This window comes from Frigoribacterium sp. CFBP 8754, assembly GCF_014841815.1.
In the GTDB taxonomy this organism is placed as follows: Bacteria; Actinomycetota; Actinomycetes; order Actinomycetales; family Microbacteriaceae; genus Frigoribacterium; species Frigoribacterium endophyticum.
Map to the genome: position 1 here is coordinate 848,579 of NZ_JACYUO010000002.1, position 16,495 is coordinate 865,073.

The 16,495-nt window shown below is 72.8% G+C and carries 11 protein-coding genes; 3 read left to right on the forward strand and 8 right to left on the reverse strand.

Annotated features, from left to right (window positions below; translation table 11 throughout):
- The first annotated feature begins 57 nt into the window (after window positions 1-57).
- Complete coding sequence (locus IFT72_RS10340) at window positions 58-1,992, forward strand: hypothetical protein (protein ID WP_192046324.1); 1,935 nt, start codon at window positions 58-60, stop codon at window positions 1,990-1,992.
- 68 nt (window positions 1,993-2,060) lie between these two features.
- On the opposite strand, the gene IFT72_RS10345 is transcribed toward IFT72_RS10340, so the two are convergent.
- The 6 genes from IFT72_RS10345 to IFT72_RS10370 form a co-directional block, all read right to left on the reverse strand.
- Window positions 2,061-6,470, reverse strand: coding sequence for an FtsK/SpoIIIE domain-containing protein (locus tag IFT72_RS10345; RefSeq protein WP_192046325.1), 4,410 nt, complete (start codon window positions 6,468-6,470; stop codon window positions 2,061-2,063).
- Window positions 6,467-7,108: a hypothetical protein gene (locus tag IFT72_RS10350; protein ID WP_192046326.1), complete on the reverse strand. Its 642-nt coding sequence runs from the start codon at window positions 7,106-7,108 to the stop codon at window positions 6,467-6,469. Before IFT72_RS10350 ends, IFT72_RS10345 begins: the two co-directional genes overlap by 4 nt.
- 38 nt (window positions 7,109-7,146) lie before the next feature.
- Window positions 7,147-7,821 carry a hypothetical protein gene (locus tag IFT72_RS10355; RefSeq protein ID WP_192046327.1) on the reverse strand — a complete coding sequence of 225 codons (675 nt, stop codon included), beginning with the start codon at window positions 7,819-7,821 and terminating at the stop codon, window positions 7,147-7,149.
- A gap of 567 nt (window positions 7,822-8,388) precedes the next feature.
- On the reverse strand, window positions 8,389-9,603 hold the full coding sequence (locus IFT72_RS10360; protein ID WP_192046328.1) for a hypothetical protein: 1,215 nt from the start codon (window positions 9,601-9,603) through the stop codon (window positions 8,389-8,391).
- Window positions 9,600-9,899 carry a hypothetical protein gene (locus IFT72_RS10365; protein WP_192046329.1) on the reverse strand — a complete coding sequence of 100 codons (300 nt, stop codon included), beginning with the start codon at window positions 9,897-9,899 and terminating at the stop codon, window positions 9,600-9,602. Before IFT72_RS10365 ends, IFT72_RS10360 begins: the two co-directional genes overlap by 4 nt.
- Before the next feature lie 81 nt (window positions 9,900-9,980).
- On the reverse strand, window positions 9,981-10,274 hold the full coding sequence (locus IFT72_RS10370) for a WXG100 family type VII secretion target (RefSeq protein ID WP_192046330.1): 294 nt from the start codon (window positions 10,272-10,274) through the stop codon (window positions 9,981-9,983).
- A 99-nt stretch (window positions 10,275-10,373) separates the two neighbouring features.
- Between IFT72_RS10370 and IFT72_RS10375 the strand changes: the two genes are divergently transcribed.
- A complete protein-coding gene (locus IFT72_RS10375; protein ID WP_192046331.1) occupies window positions 10,374-11,075 on the forward strand; it encodes an FHA domain-containing protein in 702 nt (233 codons plus the stop codon).
- Window positions 11,076-11,154: 79 nt separating this feature from the next.
- On the opposite strand, the gene IFT72_RS10380 is transcribed toward IFT72_RS10375, so the two are convergent.
- Both IFT72_RS10380 and IFT72_RS10385 read right to left on the reverse strand, forming a co-directional pair.
- Window positions 11,155-13,578: an ATP-dependent helicase gene (locus IFT72_RS10380; RefSeq protein ID WP_192046332.1), complete on the reverse strand. Its 2,424-nt coding sequence runs from the start codon at window positions 13,576-13,578 to the stop codon at window positions 11,155-11,157.
- 58 nt (window positions 13,579-13,636) lie between these two features.
- Window positions 13,637-14,659 (reverse strand): glycerophosphodiester phosphodiesterase family protein, encoded by a 1,023-nt coding sequence (locus tag IFT72_RS10385; protein ID WP_371741249.1) that lies wholly within the window; start codon window positions 14,657-14,659, stop codon window positions 13,637-13,639.
- A gap of 275 nt (window positions 14,660-14,934) precedes the next feature.
- On the opposite strand from IFT72_RS10385, the gene IFT72_RS10390 reads away from it, so the two are divergent.
- The gene (locus IFT72_RS10390; RefSeq protein ID WP_056057249.1) at window positions 14,935-15,768 is read left to right on the forward strand and encodes a Bax inhibitor-1/YccA family protein; all 834 of its coding nucleotides are present in this window, start codon (window positions 14,935-14,937) and stop codon (window positions 15,766-15,768) included.
- Window positions 15,769-16,495: the final 727 nt, after the last annotated feature.

Sequence of the window (16,495 nt, forward strand, 5' to 3'; positions counted from 1 at the left end):
CCACAGGAAGAAAAGGTCGTCCCTCATCCGCCGCGACACCTTCGCCAGGGTCATCTCATGACCTCATCGCACCGCCCTCCCAGGCCACCTCGTCCTGCTCTCCTCACGGCCCTCCTGATCGTCCTCGCCCTCGTGGCCGGGCCGCTCTGGCTCGCGGCGCCCGCCACGGCCGTCACGGGCGCGGGCCTCGGCACCGGCCACCTCTGGCGCGGCGACGGCGTCTCGTACCTCGGCACCTACCGACTCGACGACGGGCGTCAGGCCTTCTGCCTCGAGGCCGGCAAGTCGTCGCCCGTCGGCAACCACTACGACACGGAGACCGGCACGGAGGTGGTCGGCGTCTCGACCGCCGACCACGCTCGCCTGGCCTACATCGCCCGCACCTGGGGCGACACCACCGACGCCGACACGGCCGCTGCGGGGCAGCTCGCGGTGTGGACGATCACGGGGCTGAACGGGCACACCCAGCGGTACTACGCGGGGCGCGCCAACGAGCGCTGGCCGATCGTGCTCGACCGGGCCAACGAGATGCTGGCCGAGGCGACGGCCGCAGCGTCGACCTCCGTCACGGCGTCGACCTCCGTCGAGCTCCGCGACGACGGCACGGGCACCCTCCGCTCCGACCTGACCGTCGACCGGGTCGGCGGCGGGCCCGAGCTGCTCACGCCGCAGCACGACGGCACCGTCGCCCTCACGGGCGGGGCGTTCGCCGACGGCTCGACGACGGCGGTCGTGCAGAACGGCGTCGACCTCGACTTCCGCGCGACCGGCGACCTCGCCCAGGTCGAGGTGTCGGCCGACACGCGCTTCGACGGGCTGCCCTACGGGCGCATCGTCACGGCCGGAACGAGCCCGGCCGGCTCGCAGCGCATCCTCTTCTCCGGCGGCACCAGCGTCGAGGCCTCGGGCGCGGCGAGCGCCGAGGCCCTCTCGCCGCTGCCCTTCCGCCCCCGGGTAGAGACCCGCACCAGCGACGTCGTCGCCGAGCCCGGCACGACGGTCACCGACCAGCTCACCGTCGACGTGCTGCCGGGCGAGGGGCTCCTCTCGGAGTGGGGCCGCCACGACGTCGCGGGCACGTGGCAGCCCGTCCCCGTCACCGTGCGCAGCCGCCTCCTCGGCCCCTTCCGGGAGCCCGTCGCGCGCGCCGACGACTGGCCCTCCGACGCGCCCGTCGTCTGCGACGTGAGCGTCGTCGTCGACGAGGGCCCCGGCACCTACACGACGCCGGGCTGCGAGCTGCCGAGCGGCGGCTGGTTCACGTGGGTGGAGACGATCGACCCCTCCGACACCCCGGTCGACGCGGGCCGGGACCGCGTGCAGGGCTGGCGCTCTCCCTTCGGCACCGCCTCCGAGACGACCTTCGTCCCGTGGGCGCCCGAGGTCTCCACCACCGTCGTGGGGGCCGACCAGGTCGAGCCCGGCGCTTGCGTCAGCGACGAGCTGACCGTCACCGAGTGGAACGGCCAGGCGCCGGAGGCGCGGGTCGACACCGTCCTCGTCGGTCCCTTCCCCGAGGCCCTCGCCGCCGGTCACGACCTCGGCCCGATCGCGGAGATCGACGAGGCCCTGCTCGCCGGCCGGGCCAGCACCACGGTGAGCGGCGACGGCACCTACGAGTCGCCGTGCCTCCCGGTGGAGCGCGAGGGCCACTACGTGTTCCTGTTCACGTCGGAGGGCTCCGTGCCTGACGCCGACGGCGTCCAGGTGGTGCCCGCGTTCGCCGACACGACCGTGCACCTCGCGGAGTCGTTCAGCGTGGTGGCCCCCGAGGCCCCCGAGCTCCCCGCCGAGACGCCCGCGCCGGCGACGGCACCGGCGGGGCTGGCGTTCACCGGGGCGGACGGCAGCCTGCAGGCGGGTGCGGCGGCGCTGGGCGTGACGCTGGCCGGGGCCGTGATGCTCGTGGCCTCCGTGGCGCTCCACGTCCGTCGTCGCCGACGTGGCCACGGAGACACCGCCGAGGAGCTGCCGGTGTCGAGCGCCCCCTGACGTCCTCACGGCGCACCCGCGGGTCGGCGGGTCTGCGGGCCCAGGCCTGGCCGCTCCGCCCGGGAACGTCAGCCGCGGGGCACCGTCACGGGCACGGTGACGCCGTCGCCGAGGTGCACGTGGGCCCGCCCCGGTCGGGGGCGAGCTGACGTGGCGCTGCGGGCCAGCTGTGCCCCGACGAGCTCCCCGTCCGAGGTCATCCTCGGGCTGAGCACGGCGCCGCAGCGGTTCCGGCGGAGGTCGGCGTGCCAGCCCATGAAGCCGACGCCGAGGTCCGCGGCCGACCCCGCGGCCACCAGGGCACCGGGCCCGTCGGCGCACGAGCGCACGAAGTCGGCGAGCCACGCCGCCGCCGGGGCGTCCTTGACGAGCTCGGCGTCGTCGACGACCAGCACCCGCCCTTCCGGTGCCTCGTCGCCGAGGACGGCGTCCAGCTCGTCGGAGCGGAGGTCGGGGCCACGCAGCACGGCCACCACCCCGGGCAGCCCGTCCAGGCTCCGGAGCGGTGACGACCGCGGTGTGACGACGACCACCTCGAGCCCCTGGGCGAGGAGGGACCGCACCATGCTGACCAGGACGGTGCTGCGTCCGCTCCGTGGCGGGCCGCCGACGACGAACGTGCCCGGAGCGTCGGCGAGGCGCGGGCCGACCGGCACGAGGTCGTCGCCGCCGATCCCCACCATCGCGAAGGCGCTGCCGAGGGCAGCGGGATCGTGACGTGACCACGCGCCGTCGAAGGTCAGGTCGCCGTCCAGCCGGTCGAGCCGGAACGGCCTGCGGCCGGGCGGCACGGCGAGGTCACGGCGGACGGCCTCGCCCGCCGCCTCGCGGAGGGCCTCGGCCTGGGCGCTGCCCGAGGGGTCGGCACCGACCACCGCCACCTGGGTCTCCGCGCCGCTGACGGTGTCCGCTCCGCGCCCGGGGCCGGGCTCGTCGGGCATCGACCTGGGGTCGAGGCCTGCGAGGCCGTAGTCGGCGCGGTCGGCCATGCGCAGGACGAGCTTGCGCTCGACGAGCGTCGCCATCCTGCCGCTGACGAGGAGCCGGTCCCCCGTCACGACGAGGTGCACGCCGACGGCCGCCCCCTCGCGCAGCAGGAGCGTGACGAGCTCCACCGGTTCGCCGAGCTCGAGGTCGCCGAGGCTGGCGACGAAGCCCTCCCAGGGGTCGATCATCAGCACGACGTGGGGCAGGCGGTCCTCCTCCGGGGCGGCCCGGCGCTGCTCCGTGACGCTGGCCCAGCTGCCGGCGGCGAGCACCGTCTGCCGCCGGAGCGTCTCCTCCACGAGGCGTGCCAGCAGGCGGCGCGCCCGCTCGACCTCCGTGCGGCGCACGACGGCGCCGGTGTGCGGCGCCGACGCGAGCGGGAGCAGCGCCCCGCTGCCGCAGTCGATGCCGTAGAGGTGCACGTCGGCGCTCGAGGTGTGGCGGATGATCGACGCCGCCAGGGTCCGCAGCACCTGCGACCTCCCGCTCCGGGCGGCGCCCGCGACGAACAGGTGCCCGTCGACGTCGAGGTCGAGTGCTGCTGTCCGCCGGGCCTGTTCCCGAGGGTGGTCCTCCAGCCCGAAGGGCAGGGGCGGCAGGGTGCGCGGTGGTCCGCCGCCTCCGGCCTCGGCACCGACGAGGTGCTCCAGCTCGACGAGGGCGGGCAGCGCGTCCAGCCAGGGCCGGTGCGGCCGCTCTCCGCCGCGGAGCGCCTCGGCCTCCACCACGGCGGCGACGAACTGGACCAGGTCGGTCGTCTCGTGGTCCTCGACGGCGGCGGTCGCGGGCGGACGGGGCTCCGGCCCGGCCGCCCCGTCCCACGACAGCCGGGCAGACCAGGTGCCGTCCGGTCGGGACTCGCGCTCGGCGCGGCCGCCGACACGCCCGGCCTGGAACGGCACGAGCGCCCCCGCGCCGAGGCGCACCAGGGCGCGCCCCGGTGCGGACCGGGGGATGCGGGAGGCGTCGGCGGCGTCGATGACGTCGGTGCTCTCGCCGGCGTCCGTGACGCGCAGGGCGATGCGCAGGTTGGTGTTGGCCCTGATCTCGGACGACACCACTCCCGACGGTCGCTGCGTCGCGAGCACGAGGTGGATGCCGAGGGAGCGCCCCCGCTGGGCGACGTTCACCAGCCCGGTGACGAAGTCGGGCAGCTCCCGGGCGAGGCTCGCGAACTCGTCGATGACGATGAGGAGGCGGGGCAGGGTCGGCAGCGTCCCGCCCTCGGACCAGCGACGCGCCTCCTCGTAGTCCTCCAGGTCCTTGGCCTCGGCGAGCGCGAGCAGCTGCTCACGACGGTGGAGCTCGGCACCCAGGCTCGTCAGCGCCCGCTGGACGAGGTGCGGATCGAGATCGGTGACCATGCCCACGGCGTGGGGCAGCGGGCCGCAGTCGCGGAAGGCGGCACCGCCCTTGTAGTCCACGAGCACGAAGGTCATGGAGTCGGGGGCGTTGGACGCGGCGAGCGAGGCGACGACGCTCTGCAGCAGCTCGGACTTGCCCGAGCCCGTCGTGCCGGCCACCAGGGCGTGGGGGCCGTCCCGCCTCAGGTCGATCGAGAAGGGACCGTCGACGCCCTCCCCGAGCAGCACCTCGGTGGTCGGCGCTCTCTCGGCCCACCGCGCGAGGACGGCCCTGCCGCTCGGGCGGTCGAGGCCGAGGACGTCGAGGAGGCGGGAGGACGTCGGCAGTCCGCCGGTGTCGCCCCCGTCGTCGACGTCGACGACGGGGGCGAGCGCCCGCGCGACGGAGTCGTGCCAGCCGACGGGCAGGGCGTCGACCCGCACGTGCTGGACGTCGGCCTCGCGGTGGGCGGAGAGCTCGTGGGCGCTGCGCCCGGCCTGCACGACCGTGACGCACTCCTCGGGCAGTGACCGTCGGTCGGCGTCGAGGCAGAGGGCGACGACCCCGACGCCCGGTCCGTCGCGGAGCACCGTGACGAGGCCCGGCAGCGCCCGGAGCCGGCGTGACCCGTCGACGACGACGAGCACGTCGGGGGCGTCGAGCACGGCGCCGCTCGACTCCCGGCGAGCCCGCTGTCGCGCGTCGACGACGGCGGCCAGCTCGGTGAGCCTCCGGGCGACGGACTCGGAGTCGTTGCCGAGGCGGACGCGGCTGTCCGCGGCTCCCTCGTCGGGGCGGGCGTGGGGCACCCAGGCGAGCCAGCCCCAGTGCGCCTCGGCGTCGCGGTCCGTCAGCACGACGACCGCGAGGTCTCGAGGGCTCTGGAGGACGCAGAGCTGGGCCACCATCCACGCGGCGAGCGCGCGACGTTCGGGCGTGCGCCCGTGCAGCCCCACGACGCCCCGGTCGGCGAGCGCGACGGTGACGGGCACGGCCCGCGCGGGGCTGGCGACGGTGCGTCGGTGCTCCAGCAGGTCAGGGTCGTCGAGGGTGACGCCGGAGGGCAGGTCGGCGACGCCGATCCGCACGGTCAGGTGGTCGGGGTCGTCCCGGCGCCGTTCCCAGAGCCGGGCGCGACGCCGGACGGCCAGGTCGAGGAGCGTCGCGGCGTCCGGGCAGCTGGACCGCAGCTCGTCCTGCCGACGCACGACCGCCTCCGCGGCGTCGGCGGCCACCGCCTGGCGGGTGGCCGCGTGCGACGCGAGGGCCTCGCGGTGCGTCACCCGGCCGTTGCGCCGGTCGTACAGGTAGTTGCCGACGAGGATCACCGGCGAGAGCAGGCCGAAGACGAGGAAGGTCGGGTTGTCGAGCACCAGCACCATGACGCCGCCCATGACGAGCGGGGCGGCGGCGGCGACGATCGGCAGGGGGCGCCGAGGGGGCGCCTGCGGCTGCGCCGGGTACCGGAAGGCGGTCGTGGGGGGCTCGGGCAGGAGTCGCGGTGGGCGTGCGTGCTCCAGTCGCCCTCCGCCCTCGGCGAGGCCGATCGCGGCGGAGGCCGTCCCGGCGTCCGCGACGCCCAGCAGCACCTCCCCCAGCTCGACCACCGACGACGGCGTGAGCGCCACCGTCGTCGTCAGCGGCACGCCGTCGACGGTGACGGGCGGGACGTCGGCGTCGTCGCAGGCCACGGGAGTGATCGAGAAGCGCGATGCTCCGTCGAGCTGCACGAGGGCCGCGACCGGGGCGACTCCTCGCGCGGCGAGACGGACAGTCGCCTCGGGCGCCGATCCGACCACGACGGTGCCGGGATCGACGTGGAAGACCGTCCCGGCCCCGGGGCCGCCCACGATGCGGATGCTGGGCAGGTCGGGCGGCAGTGCGGCGACGCCGGGAGGACCGCCGATCGTGAGGACGCTGCCCTCGAGCACCGTTCCCTCGGCGATGCGTACGCTCTCGGCGACGCGGGCGCCGTCGACCGTGACGGCGGTGCCGAGAGCTGCGGCATCCGGACCGTCGGCGCGGATGCCGACCAGCGGTGCCGCCTGTGCGACGAGCTCCCCCACCGTGGTGTCGGGCGAGGTCTCGAACACGACGTCGGCCGAGGCGCCCGTCGCTCCGTCGCGGACGGTGACCGTGAGCCTCACGTCGCCCTGACGATGCTGATGCCGTCGACGAAGGCTCGCGCCACCGGCACCTTCACGGGGACGAACTCGGGCGGGCCGACGTCGCACGTGACCCGGAGGTCGAACGGCCCCGAGCGGAACGCGAAGATGCTGGTGACCGTGATGCCGCCGTCCAGCTCGGCGTAGCGCAGCCCGTAGACACCGAGGCCGAGGGAGTCGGTGGTCACGTCCTCGAGGACGGGCGGCTCGATCCCCGGCAAGTCGCTCTCGAGGACGAGCTCGCGGAGGGTCGCCTCCCGGTCACCGTAGACGAGGCCGAACTGGATCCGGAGCAGGCTGAGCTCGCTGCTCAGCGAGGGCAGGTACATGAACTTGAGCTCGTTGGGCGTCTGCCAGGTCGCGAGCCGGTCGAGCACCTTGACGAGCCACTTCTTGCCGGCCCGGGTCGGGGCCGCCGTCCGGGCGACGACGTCGCGGACGGTGGCGGCGATCCACGACCTGGCGGTGTCGTGCCCCTGGTGGGGCCATCGGGCGGGCAGGGCGATCCAGAGCCCGGGGTCGTGCTCGACGAGCACCTCCCACCCGTCGGCGGTGCGGGGATCGAGGCCGTCGTCGCCCGTCGGCTGGATGTCGTCGGAGGTGAGTTCGTGGTGCGTCATGGCTGTTCCTTCTCGAGAGGGGCGGGCGGGTGCGCCCGTCATGTCGTGGGTCGATCGGTGATGACGCGCCCCTGGTCGTCGAGCCAGCGAACGGTGGTCATCATCGCGTCGAAGAGCTCGACCAGCGCGTCGGCCACCTCGATGGACTCCTCATCCGGACGGCGCGGTCGCGGCTGCGATGCGAGGCCGAGGCCAGCAACGGCCCGGCCGCTGACCACGGTGAGCGTGAACGACGCCATCAGACAGTCGCTCCCCGCGACACGTGCCAGCACCGTCCGACGGCGGAGCACGCGGTCATCGGCGACCTCGGCGCGTGTGCCGTCTCGGTCCCCGTTCCACGCGACGGCTGCCTCATGTCCTACGGACATCGCTTCGGCGCCCCGGGCGACTCGCGCGAGGAGCAGCCGGTCGAGGTCGGCCCCGGCACCGGGCGCGGTGGGCACGAGCGTCACCAGGACGCTCGCCGTGCCGTCGAGACCGGGGATCCGGCCGACGGTCACGAATGCATCGAGGACGAGCCCGTCCATCCCACGCTGCGTCGAGGACTCCGACAGTCGGGCGCGCATCTGTTCGAACTGAGCCCACTGCGCTGCCTCGAGATGGCTTCCGGGAGGTGTGACGATCTCCCCTGGAGTCGTCACACGAACGAAGGTCCGGGGCACTGCCATCGCGTACGCGTCGGCGACGGGGCCACCCGAGGCTGTCTCAGACATGAGCCCCCACATTCGCCGACAACTCGGTCGGGTCACCTGCCTCGGTGCCCGAAGGGCTCGACGCGGAGATGCGTCGCAGCCATCGCACGAGGCAGATGCTTCCCACGACGGCCGCAGCGAGGAGAAGCACGGCAGCCGGGTAGATGCTGTCCCGGGGCCATCGTGCGGAATTCGGAGAGATCGCGCTGTAGCCCGCGGCGAAGAGACCTGACAACAGCAAGTACAGGGTCACGAACCCGGGCTCGAGTGGGTAGCCGTACTTCGCCGGTGTCCGAACGGTCTCGACTGCCAGGACGATCAGGACCACACAGCTGATCCAGAAAGGCAGGCTCGACCCCACTACGGGAGGCTCCCCCGGAGCACCCGACAGCAGCCCGAGTCTCGGTGACTGCTCTCGGCCCGACATCAGGAGCACGAGGGGCACACTGGCGAGATAGAGCTGGACCCCCCAATACCAGAGACCACAAGCCAGGAACGCGACCATGTAGATGGTCACACCAGGGCGCCGTGTCGCTCTGCTGTGTGCAGCCCGTCGGCGCCCGGTCGCGGATCGGCGCGAGGGAGCACTCACGATCTCGTCACCGCCCACTGAGCTCGTGTGGGTTCCACGATCTCCTCGACGACGGCCTTGACTTGCCCGAGACCGTTCAGGAAGCGGGCAGTGTCCAGCTGGCGGACGATCCGTGTCACGGTCTCGACGTCATCGGCCGCAGAGCCGGGCCGTCCCGACCGCAGGAACGATCTGATCTGGGCCGCGTCCACGTCGCCCAGCGATCGGGCGAGCATCTTGTCGCCGATGCCCGGCGCTCCCCGGGAGAACGACGCGCTCACCCATGCAGTAGCGAGGCGGGGCGGCACGCCCGTTCGCACGAGTTCAGCCGCGCGTGCCGCCTGGACGCCCTTGACCGCTGAACCAGCTCCCTTGACCAATGCCGCGCCCGTGCCCATCGTCGCCAACGAGAGTGCGCTGAGCCCGAGGTCCAAGAGGGTCGCGGTGCCTGCCGCAGCGCGGAGCGCCGTCAAGGCGAACGAGAAGACCAACGCGGCTGCCGCGAACGGCGCCAAGGCCGGGAACACCATGGCGGCCAGCCCCAGCACCATCCCCAGACGGTCTGTCCAGGTGGCGATGACGTCGATCCACCAGTCGTTCTCCTCCATCCACGTCCGGAAGGCGTCGTAGGCGGTGCCTGCGGCCCCGCGGACGTCGTCCCACCACGAGTCGCCGAGGCCGTCGGCGCCGAGGTCGTCGAAGCAGGCGATGGCCGCCGTCGCGGCGGCCTCGAGGTCGGTGACGGCGTCGTCGACCTGACGGCCGTGCTTCACAACCCGTCCCGATGCTTCCTCCTCGCGGAGGCGCTGCACGCGAGCGAGCTCCTGGTAGTCGAGCTGCGCCTCCTCGCTCGTCGCCAGGAGGGCCATGCCCTCGTAGCGGTCGGCGAGCACGGTGGCTGCGTCGCGGTCGGCGACCGCAGCCTCGTGCTCTCGAACGGCCGGACCGGCCTGCTCCTGCGCGTGCCGCAGGGCCGTCGCGTAGGTCCGGAGCGCGTCGGAGGCGCCGACGTACCGCCGGTGCACCTGCCGCAGCTGCGTCTCGACCTCCCCCGCCTTCGCGAGGAACGCCTCGATCGCATCGCTCTGTGCGGCCTCCACGTCGAGTTGGTGGAGCCCCTCAGCCGCGGACGCGATCAGTTCGGCGGTCTGCCCGAAGCGCGTCGCGGCGGCCGACACCATGTCGGGGTCACCCGCGACACCTGCCTTGGACAATGCGCCGTCCACCCTCACGAGGACGCCTCCTCGTCCGGCAACGCGGCGGCGAGGCCCTCGTCCGCCGCCGTGAACCCGTCAGCGATGGACGTCGCGGACGTGCTCAGTCCACCGATCTCGTCGCTCAGGACCCGCCGGGTGTCATCCCAGCTCCGGGTGAAGGAGTCGATCCGCTGCGCGAGGCGGGGATGGCCGAGGTGCTCGGGCGAGACCGTCGCCGCTCCAGGAGCGTCGAAGACGGTCTTGACGCCGCTCAGGGTCGTGGACAACCGCCGCAGCGCCTCAGCGTCGAACGACAGGGTCGCTCTGGTCATGTGTGCTCCTCAGGAAGGTGGCCATGCCGTCGCCGGCACGGCCACCGGGGTGGTCAGCGGTCAGCGGTCAGCGGTCAGCGGTCAGCGGAGGCTGGCGGCCAGCTGCTCGTCGGCCGCCTGCAGGGTCTCGGCCGCGTTCTCGAGGAACCGCGCCATGCTGTCCAGGGCAGCGATGGTCGTGCTCGCACCGGTGCTGAACTCGCCGTACGTGGTCGCGAACGCCTTCGAGGAGCTGTCGGTCACGTAGCCCGAGGCCACCAGGGCGTCGATCTGCCCCTTGAGGCGTGAGAGCTGCTCCTCGATCGACGCCTGCCCGGTGCGCAGGTGGGTCGCCTGCGTGCGCAGGTCGTCGTAGGTCACGGTCACGTTGGCCATGGGTTCTCCTGTCTCGTCGAGCCGTCAGGAATGACGACTGCCATGAATATTCCACATGAGACAGACTGGTCACACCACTTTCCACAGAATGGACGAGAAATGACCAGAAGAAGGAGCCTGGGGAGGCGCGGGTCACCACCCGAGGGCCCGATCGTCGTCGACGCCGCGGCCGTCGCTGCACTGCGCGACCAGGGCCTGCTGTCACGGGTGCAGACGCTGCCTCCGCCGCCTCCCGAGGGTCTGGTCACAGCCGTTCCCGCGGCGGCCGCCGTCATCCCGCCAGGCCCCGCCGTGCCCCCTCCCCGACGGCACGTGCCCTCGCCCGCGCCCGCCGACCTCGACGACCCCGACGACCTCGACGACCTCGACGTGACGGTCCTCCGTCCGCGCTCCTACGAGCTCGTCCTCCCCGACGGCGAGGGCGTCCCTGTCGACCGCGACGGCGTCGTCGTGGGCCGGCGCCCGCGGCACGCCGCGCCGCCACCCGGCGTCTCGACCGCCGCCGCCACGGCCGCGACAGCCCCCGCGGCGGCCCTAACCCCCGTGACAGCTCCCCCGGCGTCCGTCACCGTCACGGACGAGACACGTCAGCTGTCGCGCGCCCACTTCCGCGTCTGGGCCGACGACGCAGGGGCCGTGGTGATCGACGACCTCCACTCCGCGAACGGCACGACGCTCCTCCGCCCCGACGGCGGGCCGGTCACGGTCGAGCCCGGGGTCGGCACGCGGCTGACGCCCGCCGACACGATCGTCGTGGGCCACCACCGCTTCACGCTGCGGCGGTCACGCCCCGCCCCCTGACGACGAACCACGTCGTCGCACCCGAACCACGCCGCGGCGTGGTTCCCGTGCGAGAACGTGGTGCGTGGCGGGGAAACCGCTAGATCTTCTCGATCGGCGCGACCTTGATCAGCAGCTTCTTGCGGCCAGCCGTATCGAAGAGCACCTCGGCGATGCGCCGGGCACCGACACCGGTGACGGCCATCACACGCCCCTCGCCGAAGTCGACGTGCGAGATGCGGTCGCCCTGCTCTAGCTCGAGGTCGCCGTTGTCGCGCACGGTGCCGGTGACCCGGTTCGACCACTCCGTCTTCGGCTTGGTCTTGGCCGCCGCGGTCGCGCGGTCGTAGCTGCCGCCGCCGTAGCCGCCGCTGGCGCGCGGGGACGAGCCGAGACGGTCGCCCGCACCGCCCTCGCGACGCGCGTTGAGCGCCCGCGGCTGCGTGCCTCCTCGGCTGTCGGCCATGCCGGGCGACTGCTTCCAGTCGATCAGCTCGACCGGGATCTCTTGCAGGTACCGCGACGGCATCGCCACGTTCACCTCGCCGAACTGCGCCCGCGTCATCGCCAGCGAGAGGAAGAGGTGCTTACGGGCACGCGTGATGCCGACGTAGAACAGCCGACGCTCCTCCGCGGGGCCGCCGGGCTCGCTCGCCGACATGCGGTGCGGCAGCAGGTCTTCTTCGACGCCGGTGAGGAAGACGGCCTCGTACTCGAGGCCCTTCGCCGTGTGCAGCGTCATCAGCGACACGGTGCCGCTCGTGTCGTCGAGGTCGTCGGCCGCGGCGACCAGCGTCACCTCGGTGAGGAAGTCGAGCAGGGTGCCGTCGGGGTTGTTGCGCTGGAACTCCTTCGTCACCGCCACGAGCTCGTCGATGTTCTCGGCGCGGGCCTCGTCTTGCGGGTCACGCGACGCCCGCAGCGCCTCGATGATGCCGCTGCCCTCGATCAGCGTGGTGAGGATCTCGTGCACCGGCGCCGTCGCGGCCGTGGCCTGCACGCCGTCGAGCAGCTGGCCGAGGCCCGTGATCGCCCCGGTGACCTTCGGGCCGAGACCCAGCTGGTCGGCGTTGCGCAGCGCCTCGCGCAGCGGCGCCTCGTGCTGGTCGGCCCAGCGCTGCATCGCCGTCTCGGTCGCCGGCCCGATGCCGCGCTTCGGCACGTTCATGATGCGGCGCAGCGCCATCGGGTCGAGCGGGTTCGCGACGGTGATCAGGTACGCCATGGCGTCCTTGATCTCGGCGCGCTCGTAGAACTTCGTGCCGCCGAGCACCCGGTACGGGATGGCCGAACGGATGAAGATCTCCTCGAGAGCTCGGGTCTGCGAGTTGGTGCGGTAGAACACGGCCATGTCTTTGTAGGCCATGCCGCCCTCGCGCAGCTTGGCGATCTCGTCGGCGACGAACTGGGCCTCGTCGTGCCCGGTGTAGCCCGTGAACCCGGTGATCTTCTCGCCCGCACCGACCGTCGTGAAGAGGTTCTTCGCCTGGCGGTCGAAGTTGTTCGAGATGACGGCGTTGGCCGCGTCGAGGATGTTCTGGGTCGAGCGGTAGTTCTGCTCGAGCAGGATGACCTTCGAGTGGGGGAAGTCACGCTCGAACTCGACGATGTTGCGGATGTCGGCGCCGCGGAAGGCGTAGATCGACTGGTCGGAGTCGCCGACCACGGTGAGGGAGGCGCCGGGGATCCGCCCGCTGCCGTCGCGCATCGACTGCACGTACTGACCGCCGCGCTCGAGGTCGTCGACGATCTCGGGGTCGACCGGCCGCGTCAGCTCGCGGATCAGCGCGTACTGCGCGTGGTTCGTGTCTTGGTACTCGTCGACGAGGATGTGCCGGAACCGCCGCTGGTAGAGCGCAGCCACGTGCGGGAAGGCCCGGAAGAGGAAGACCGTCTGCGCGATCAGGTCGTCGAAGTCGAACGCGTTCGCCCGCTGCAGCTCGCGCGTGTACTGCCGGAAGATCTCGAGGAACATCACGTCTTGCGGGTCGCCCGCGTTGATCTGCCGCGAGTAGGTCTCGACGTCGTTCAGCTCGTTCTTCAGCTTCGAGATCTTGCCCGACGCCTGGCTGACCGTGAAGCCGAGCGAGTCGGCGTCCAGCTCTTTCAGGATGCGCTTCAGCAGCGCGCGGGAGTCTGCCGAGTCGTAGATGGTGAAGCTCTTCGTGAAGCCGAACTGCTCGGCCTCGCGCCGGAGGATGCGCACGCACGCGCTGTGGAACGTGCTGATCCACATGCCCTCGCCGGCCTGGCCCACGAGGTGGCCGACGCGCTCGCGCATCTCGGCCGCGGCCTTGTTCGTGAAGGTGATCGCGAGGATCTGGCTCGGCCAGGCCTCGCGCGACGCGATGAGCCCGGCGATGCGCCGGGTCAGCACGCTCGTCTTGCCCGAGCCGGCACCGGCCACGATCAGCAGCGACTGCCCGCGGTACTCGACCGCTTCTTTCTGCTGGGGGTTCAGCCCCGCGGTCAGTGGGTCGCCGGAACCGCCGGCAGCGTCAGAGGGCTCGAGCACGATCGTCATGGCGGGCCCAGTCTAGGCGGGGCCCCCGACACCGGGCAGGGGGCCGCCCGGCGCCTCCTCAGAGCCCGTCGCGCACCGCGATCGCGAGGTCCGGCTGGTCGGCGAAGACCCCGTCGACGCCGAGCTCCATCAGCGCCTGGAACTCCGACTCGTAGTCGCCCGTCGCGGCCTTCCCGCCGGCCTGGCGGTTCGCCTTCGCGAGGAAGTGGTTCTCGACGCGCAGCGTCCAGGTGAAGACCTCGAGGCCCGCCGCGTGTGAGCGGTCGACGACCCGCGACTCCGTCGTGCCGTCCGGGGCGACCAGGGTCGACTTGTCGAGCGAGACGCCGTGCAGCCCAGCCGCGGCGAAGCCCGCCAGCGAGGCCTCGTCGAGCTGGTCGACGTAGGGCGTCGCCGCCGAGCCGTCGCGGGCGACGAGGTCGGCCGCGGCGCCCGCCTTCTCGAGCAGGTAGACCTGTCGGCCGCCGACCCCCCGCTCGCGCAGCTGGCCGAGCACCGTCTGCTCGAAGCTCTCGACGGTGAGGCGCGGGTCGTCCGTCCAGCCGGCGGCGGCGAGCTCGGCGGCGAGCAGCTCGTCGAGCGGCAGCCCGATCGAGGCGAACCACGTCGCGTGCTTGACCTCGGCCACGAGCCCGACCGGGCGGTCGGCCCCGTCGAGGATCGCGAGGAGGTCGCTGAGGCGCTGCACGCGCCCCTCCCCGTCGTGCGCGGCGCTGCCGGGCCGGAGCTGCGGCAGGCGTTCGCGCACCCGGAGGGTCGACAGCTCGGGCCAGGTGAAGTCCTCAGTGAACCAGCCCTCGACGACCCGGTCCTCGATCTCCTTGGTCGTGCGGCGGTCGGCGAACTCGGGCCGGTCGGCCACGTCGGTCGTTCCCGAGACCTCGTTCTCGTGCCGGAGCACGAGAACGCCGTCGCGCGTCGCGACGAGGTCGGGCTCGATCGCGTCCGCGCCGAGCTCGACGGCCAGGCGGTAGGCGGCCTCGCCGTGCTCGGGGCGGTAGCCGCTCGCGCCGCGGTGGGCGATCACGAGGGGCGCGGCGGCGCGCGAGGAGTCGGTGGTCGAGGAGGCGGGGGAGGTCACGTCGGCCACGCTAACCGCCCCCGCCCGGCCGACGCCCCCGGGGGCCCGACGAGCGCCCCCATCCGTGCAGACAGTGCACGTTCGCCCGTCGCGAATGTGGCTCTCATCAGGCAGATCCCCAGCCCGTGCCCGGCCGACACGCGTTAGCCTTTCCCCACGGCGACACGGGTGGACGAGAGCGAGCCCGCGCCGGGCCACGTGGCCCGGCGGCGACCCGGCAGCACCGCTCCGGGTCACCACGTCATCGTCGACAACGCGATCAGAAGAGGAACCCCTTGGCATTCTCGAATCCCGGCTTCAGTCAGTCGCCGGCCTTCTCGGAGAAGGGCGGGCCCGTCATCCGCCAGCAGCAGGCCGACGCCCGCACCGTCGCCTACGACGGCATGACGGCCGAACAGCTGCAGGAGCTCTACACGAAGCCCGCGGCCGGCCCCGACCAGACCGACCGCATGACCTACGAAGACACGATCACGAAGACGCTGATCGCGTTCGCCGTGGTCGTCGTCGGCGCGGCCGTCGGCTGGTTCATCCCCGCCCTGGCCTTCGTGGGCGCGATCGCCGGCTTCGTGCTGGCCCTCGTCAACATCTTCAAGAAGAAGCCGTCGCCCGGTCTCGTGCTCGCCTACTCGGCGGCGCAGGGCCTGTTCGTCGGCGGCATCTCGAGCATCTTCGAGGCCCAGTGGGACGGCATCGTCACCCAGGCCCTGATCGGCACCGTCTCGGTCTTCGTCGTCACGCTGCTGCTCTTCAAGAGCGGCAAGGTGCGCGAGTCGGCCCGGGCCACCAAGGTCTTCATGATCGCGATGATCGGCTACGCCGTCTTTTCGCTGCTCAACGTGGGCCTGATGCTCTTCGGCGCCAACACCAACCCGTGGGGCCTCCGCGGCGCCGAGATCTTCGGCATCCCGCTCGGCTTCATCATCGGCATCCTCGTCGTCGTCATGGCGGCCTACTCGCTGGTGCTCGACTTCACGCAGGTGAAGACGGGCGTCGAGCGCGGCGCCCCCCGCATCTACGGCTGGTCGGCCGCCTTCGGCATCGTCATGACCGTGATCTGGCTCTACGTCGAGATCCTGCGCATGCTCGCGATCCTGCGGGGCAACGACTAGCCGACACGGCTGCACCACATCGAGCGGGGCTCGTTCCGAGAGGGGCGGGCCCCGCTCCTGCGTTCGGGGAGGAGCCGCCCGCGCCGAGCTGCGCTTCGCGCCGCTGCCCTGCCCGCGCCCGAGATGCCCCCGCGCGCGTGCACCGCCCGCCTCGCAGCGGGTCGAGACCTCGTAATTTGAGAGGATTCACGCCCACGAGGTGGCAGTGGCCGGTCAGCGTGGCGCTCACGGCACGAGACGCTCTCCGTTCACGGACGGAGGCGGCGAAGGAGGCAGGGGCGTCGAGAGGAGGCCCCGGCCGGGGACTGGCACCCAGTTCTCGCACGGGAACCCTGCCGCGGCGGGGTTCGTGTGCGAGGACGGGGTTCGGGGCGGGACGGGACGGGTGGGGTCCGGGATGCATGAGCCTGGATGGCCGGGGCGGGCGTGGCCTGCGGCGTCGCAGGTACCGGGTGGGGACGCTACTGGGTGGGCACCGGGGGCGGGGGCGCCCCCGGAATGACCGGGGCTGAACGCTTCGCGTTCAGAGCGGCCCGGGGGCGGGCGTGGCCTGCGGCGTCGTAGGTACCGGGTGGGGACGCTACCGGGTGGGCACCGGGGGCGGGGGCGCCCCCGGAATGAGAGAGCCTGAACGCTTCGCGTTCAGAGCGGCTCGGTCGGGCGTGGCCTATGCCGTCGTAGGTACCGGGTGGGGACGCTACCGGGTGGGCACCGGGGGCGGGGGCGC

What these genes read in the sequence shown, in the direction of transcription:
- IFT72_RS10355 (WP_192046327.1), bottom strand. Translation starts at nt 7,821, where the DNA reads ATGTCTGAGACAGCCTCGGGTGGCCCCGTCGCCGACGCGTACGCGATG.
- IFT72_RS10340 (WP_192046324.1), top strand. Translation starts at nt 58, where the DNA reads ATGACCTCATCGCACCGCCCTCCCAGGCCACCTCGTCCTGCTCTCCTC.
- IFT72_RS10365 (WP_192046329.1), bottom strand. Translation starts at nt 9,899, where the DNA reads ATGACCAGAGCGACCCTGTCGTTCGACGCTGAGGCGCTGCGGCGGTTG.
- IFT72_RS10370 (WP_192046330.1), bottom strand. Translation starts at nt 10,274, where the DNA reads ATGGCCAACGTGACCGTGACCTACGACGACCTGCGCACGCAGGCGACC.
- IFT72_RS10375 (WP_192046331.1), top strand. Translation starts at nt 10,374, where the DNA reads ATGACCAGAAGAAGGAGCCTGGGGAGGCGCGGGTCACCACCCGAGGGC.
- IFT72_RS10380 (WP_192046332.1), bottom strand. Translation starts at nt 13,578, where the DNA reads ATGACGATCGTGCTCGAGCCCTCTGACGCTGCCGGCGGTTCCGGCGAC.
- IFT72_RS10350 (WP_192046326.1), bottom strand. Translation starts at nt 7,108, where the DNA reads ATGACGCACCACGAACTCACCTCCGACGACATCCAGCCGACGGGCGAC.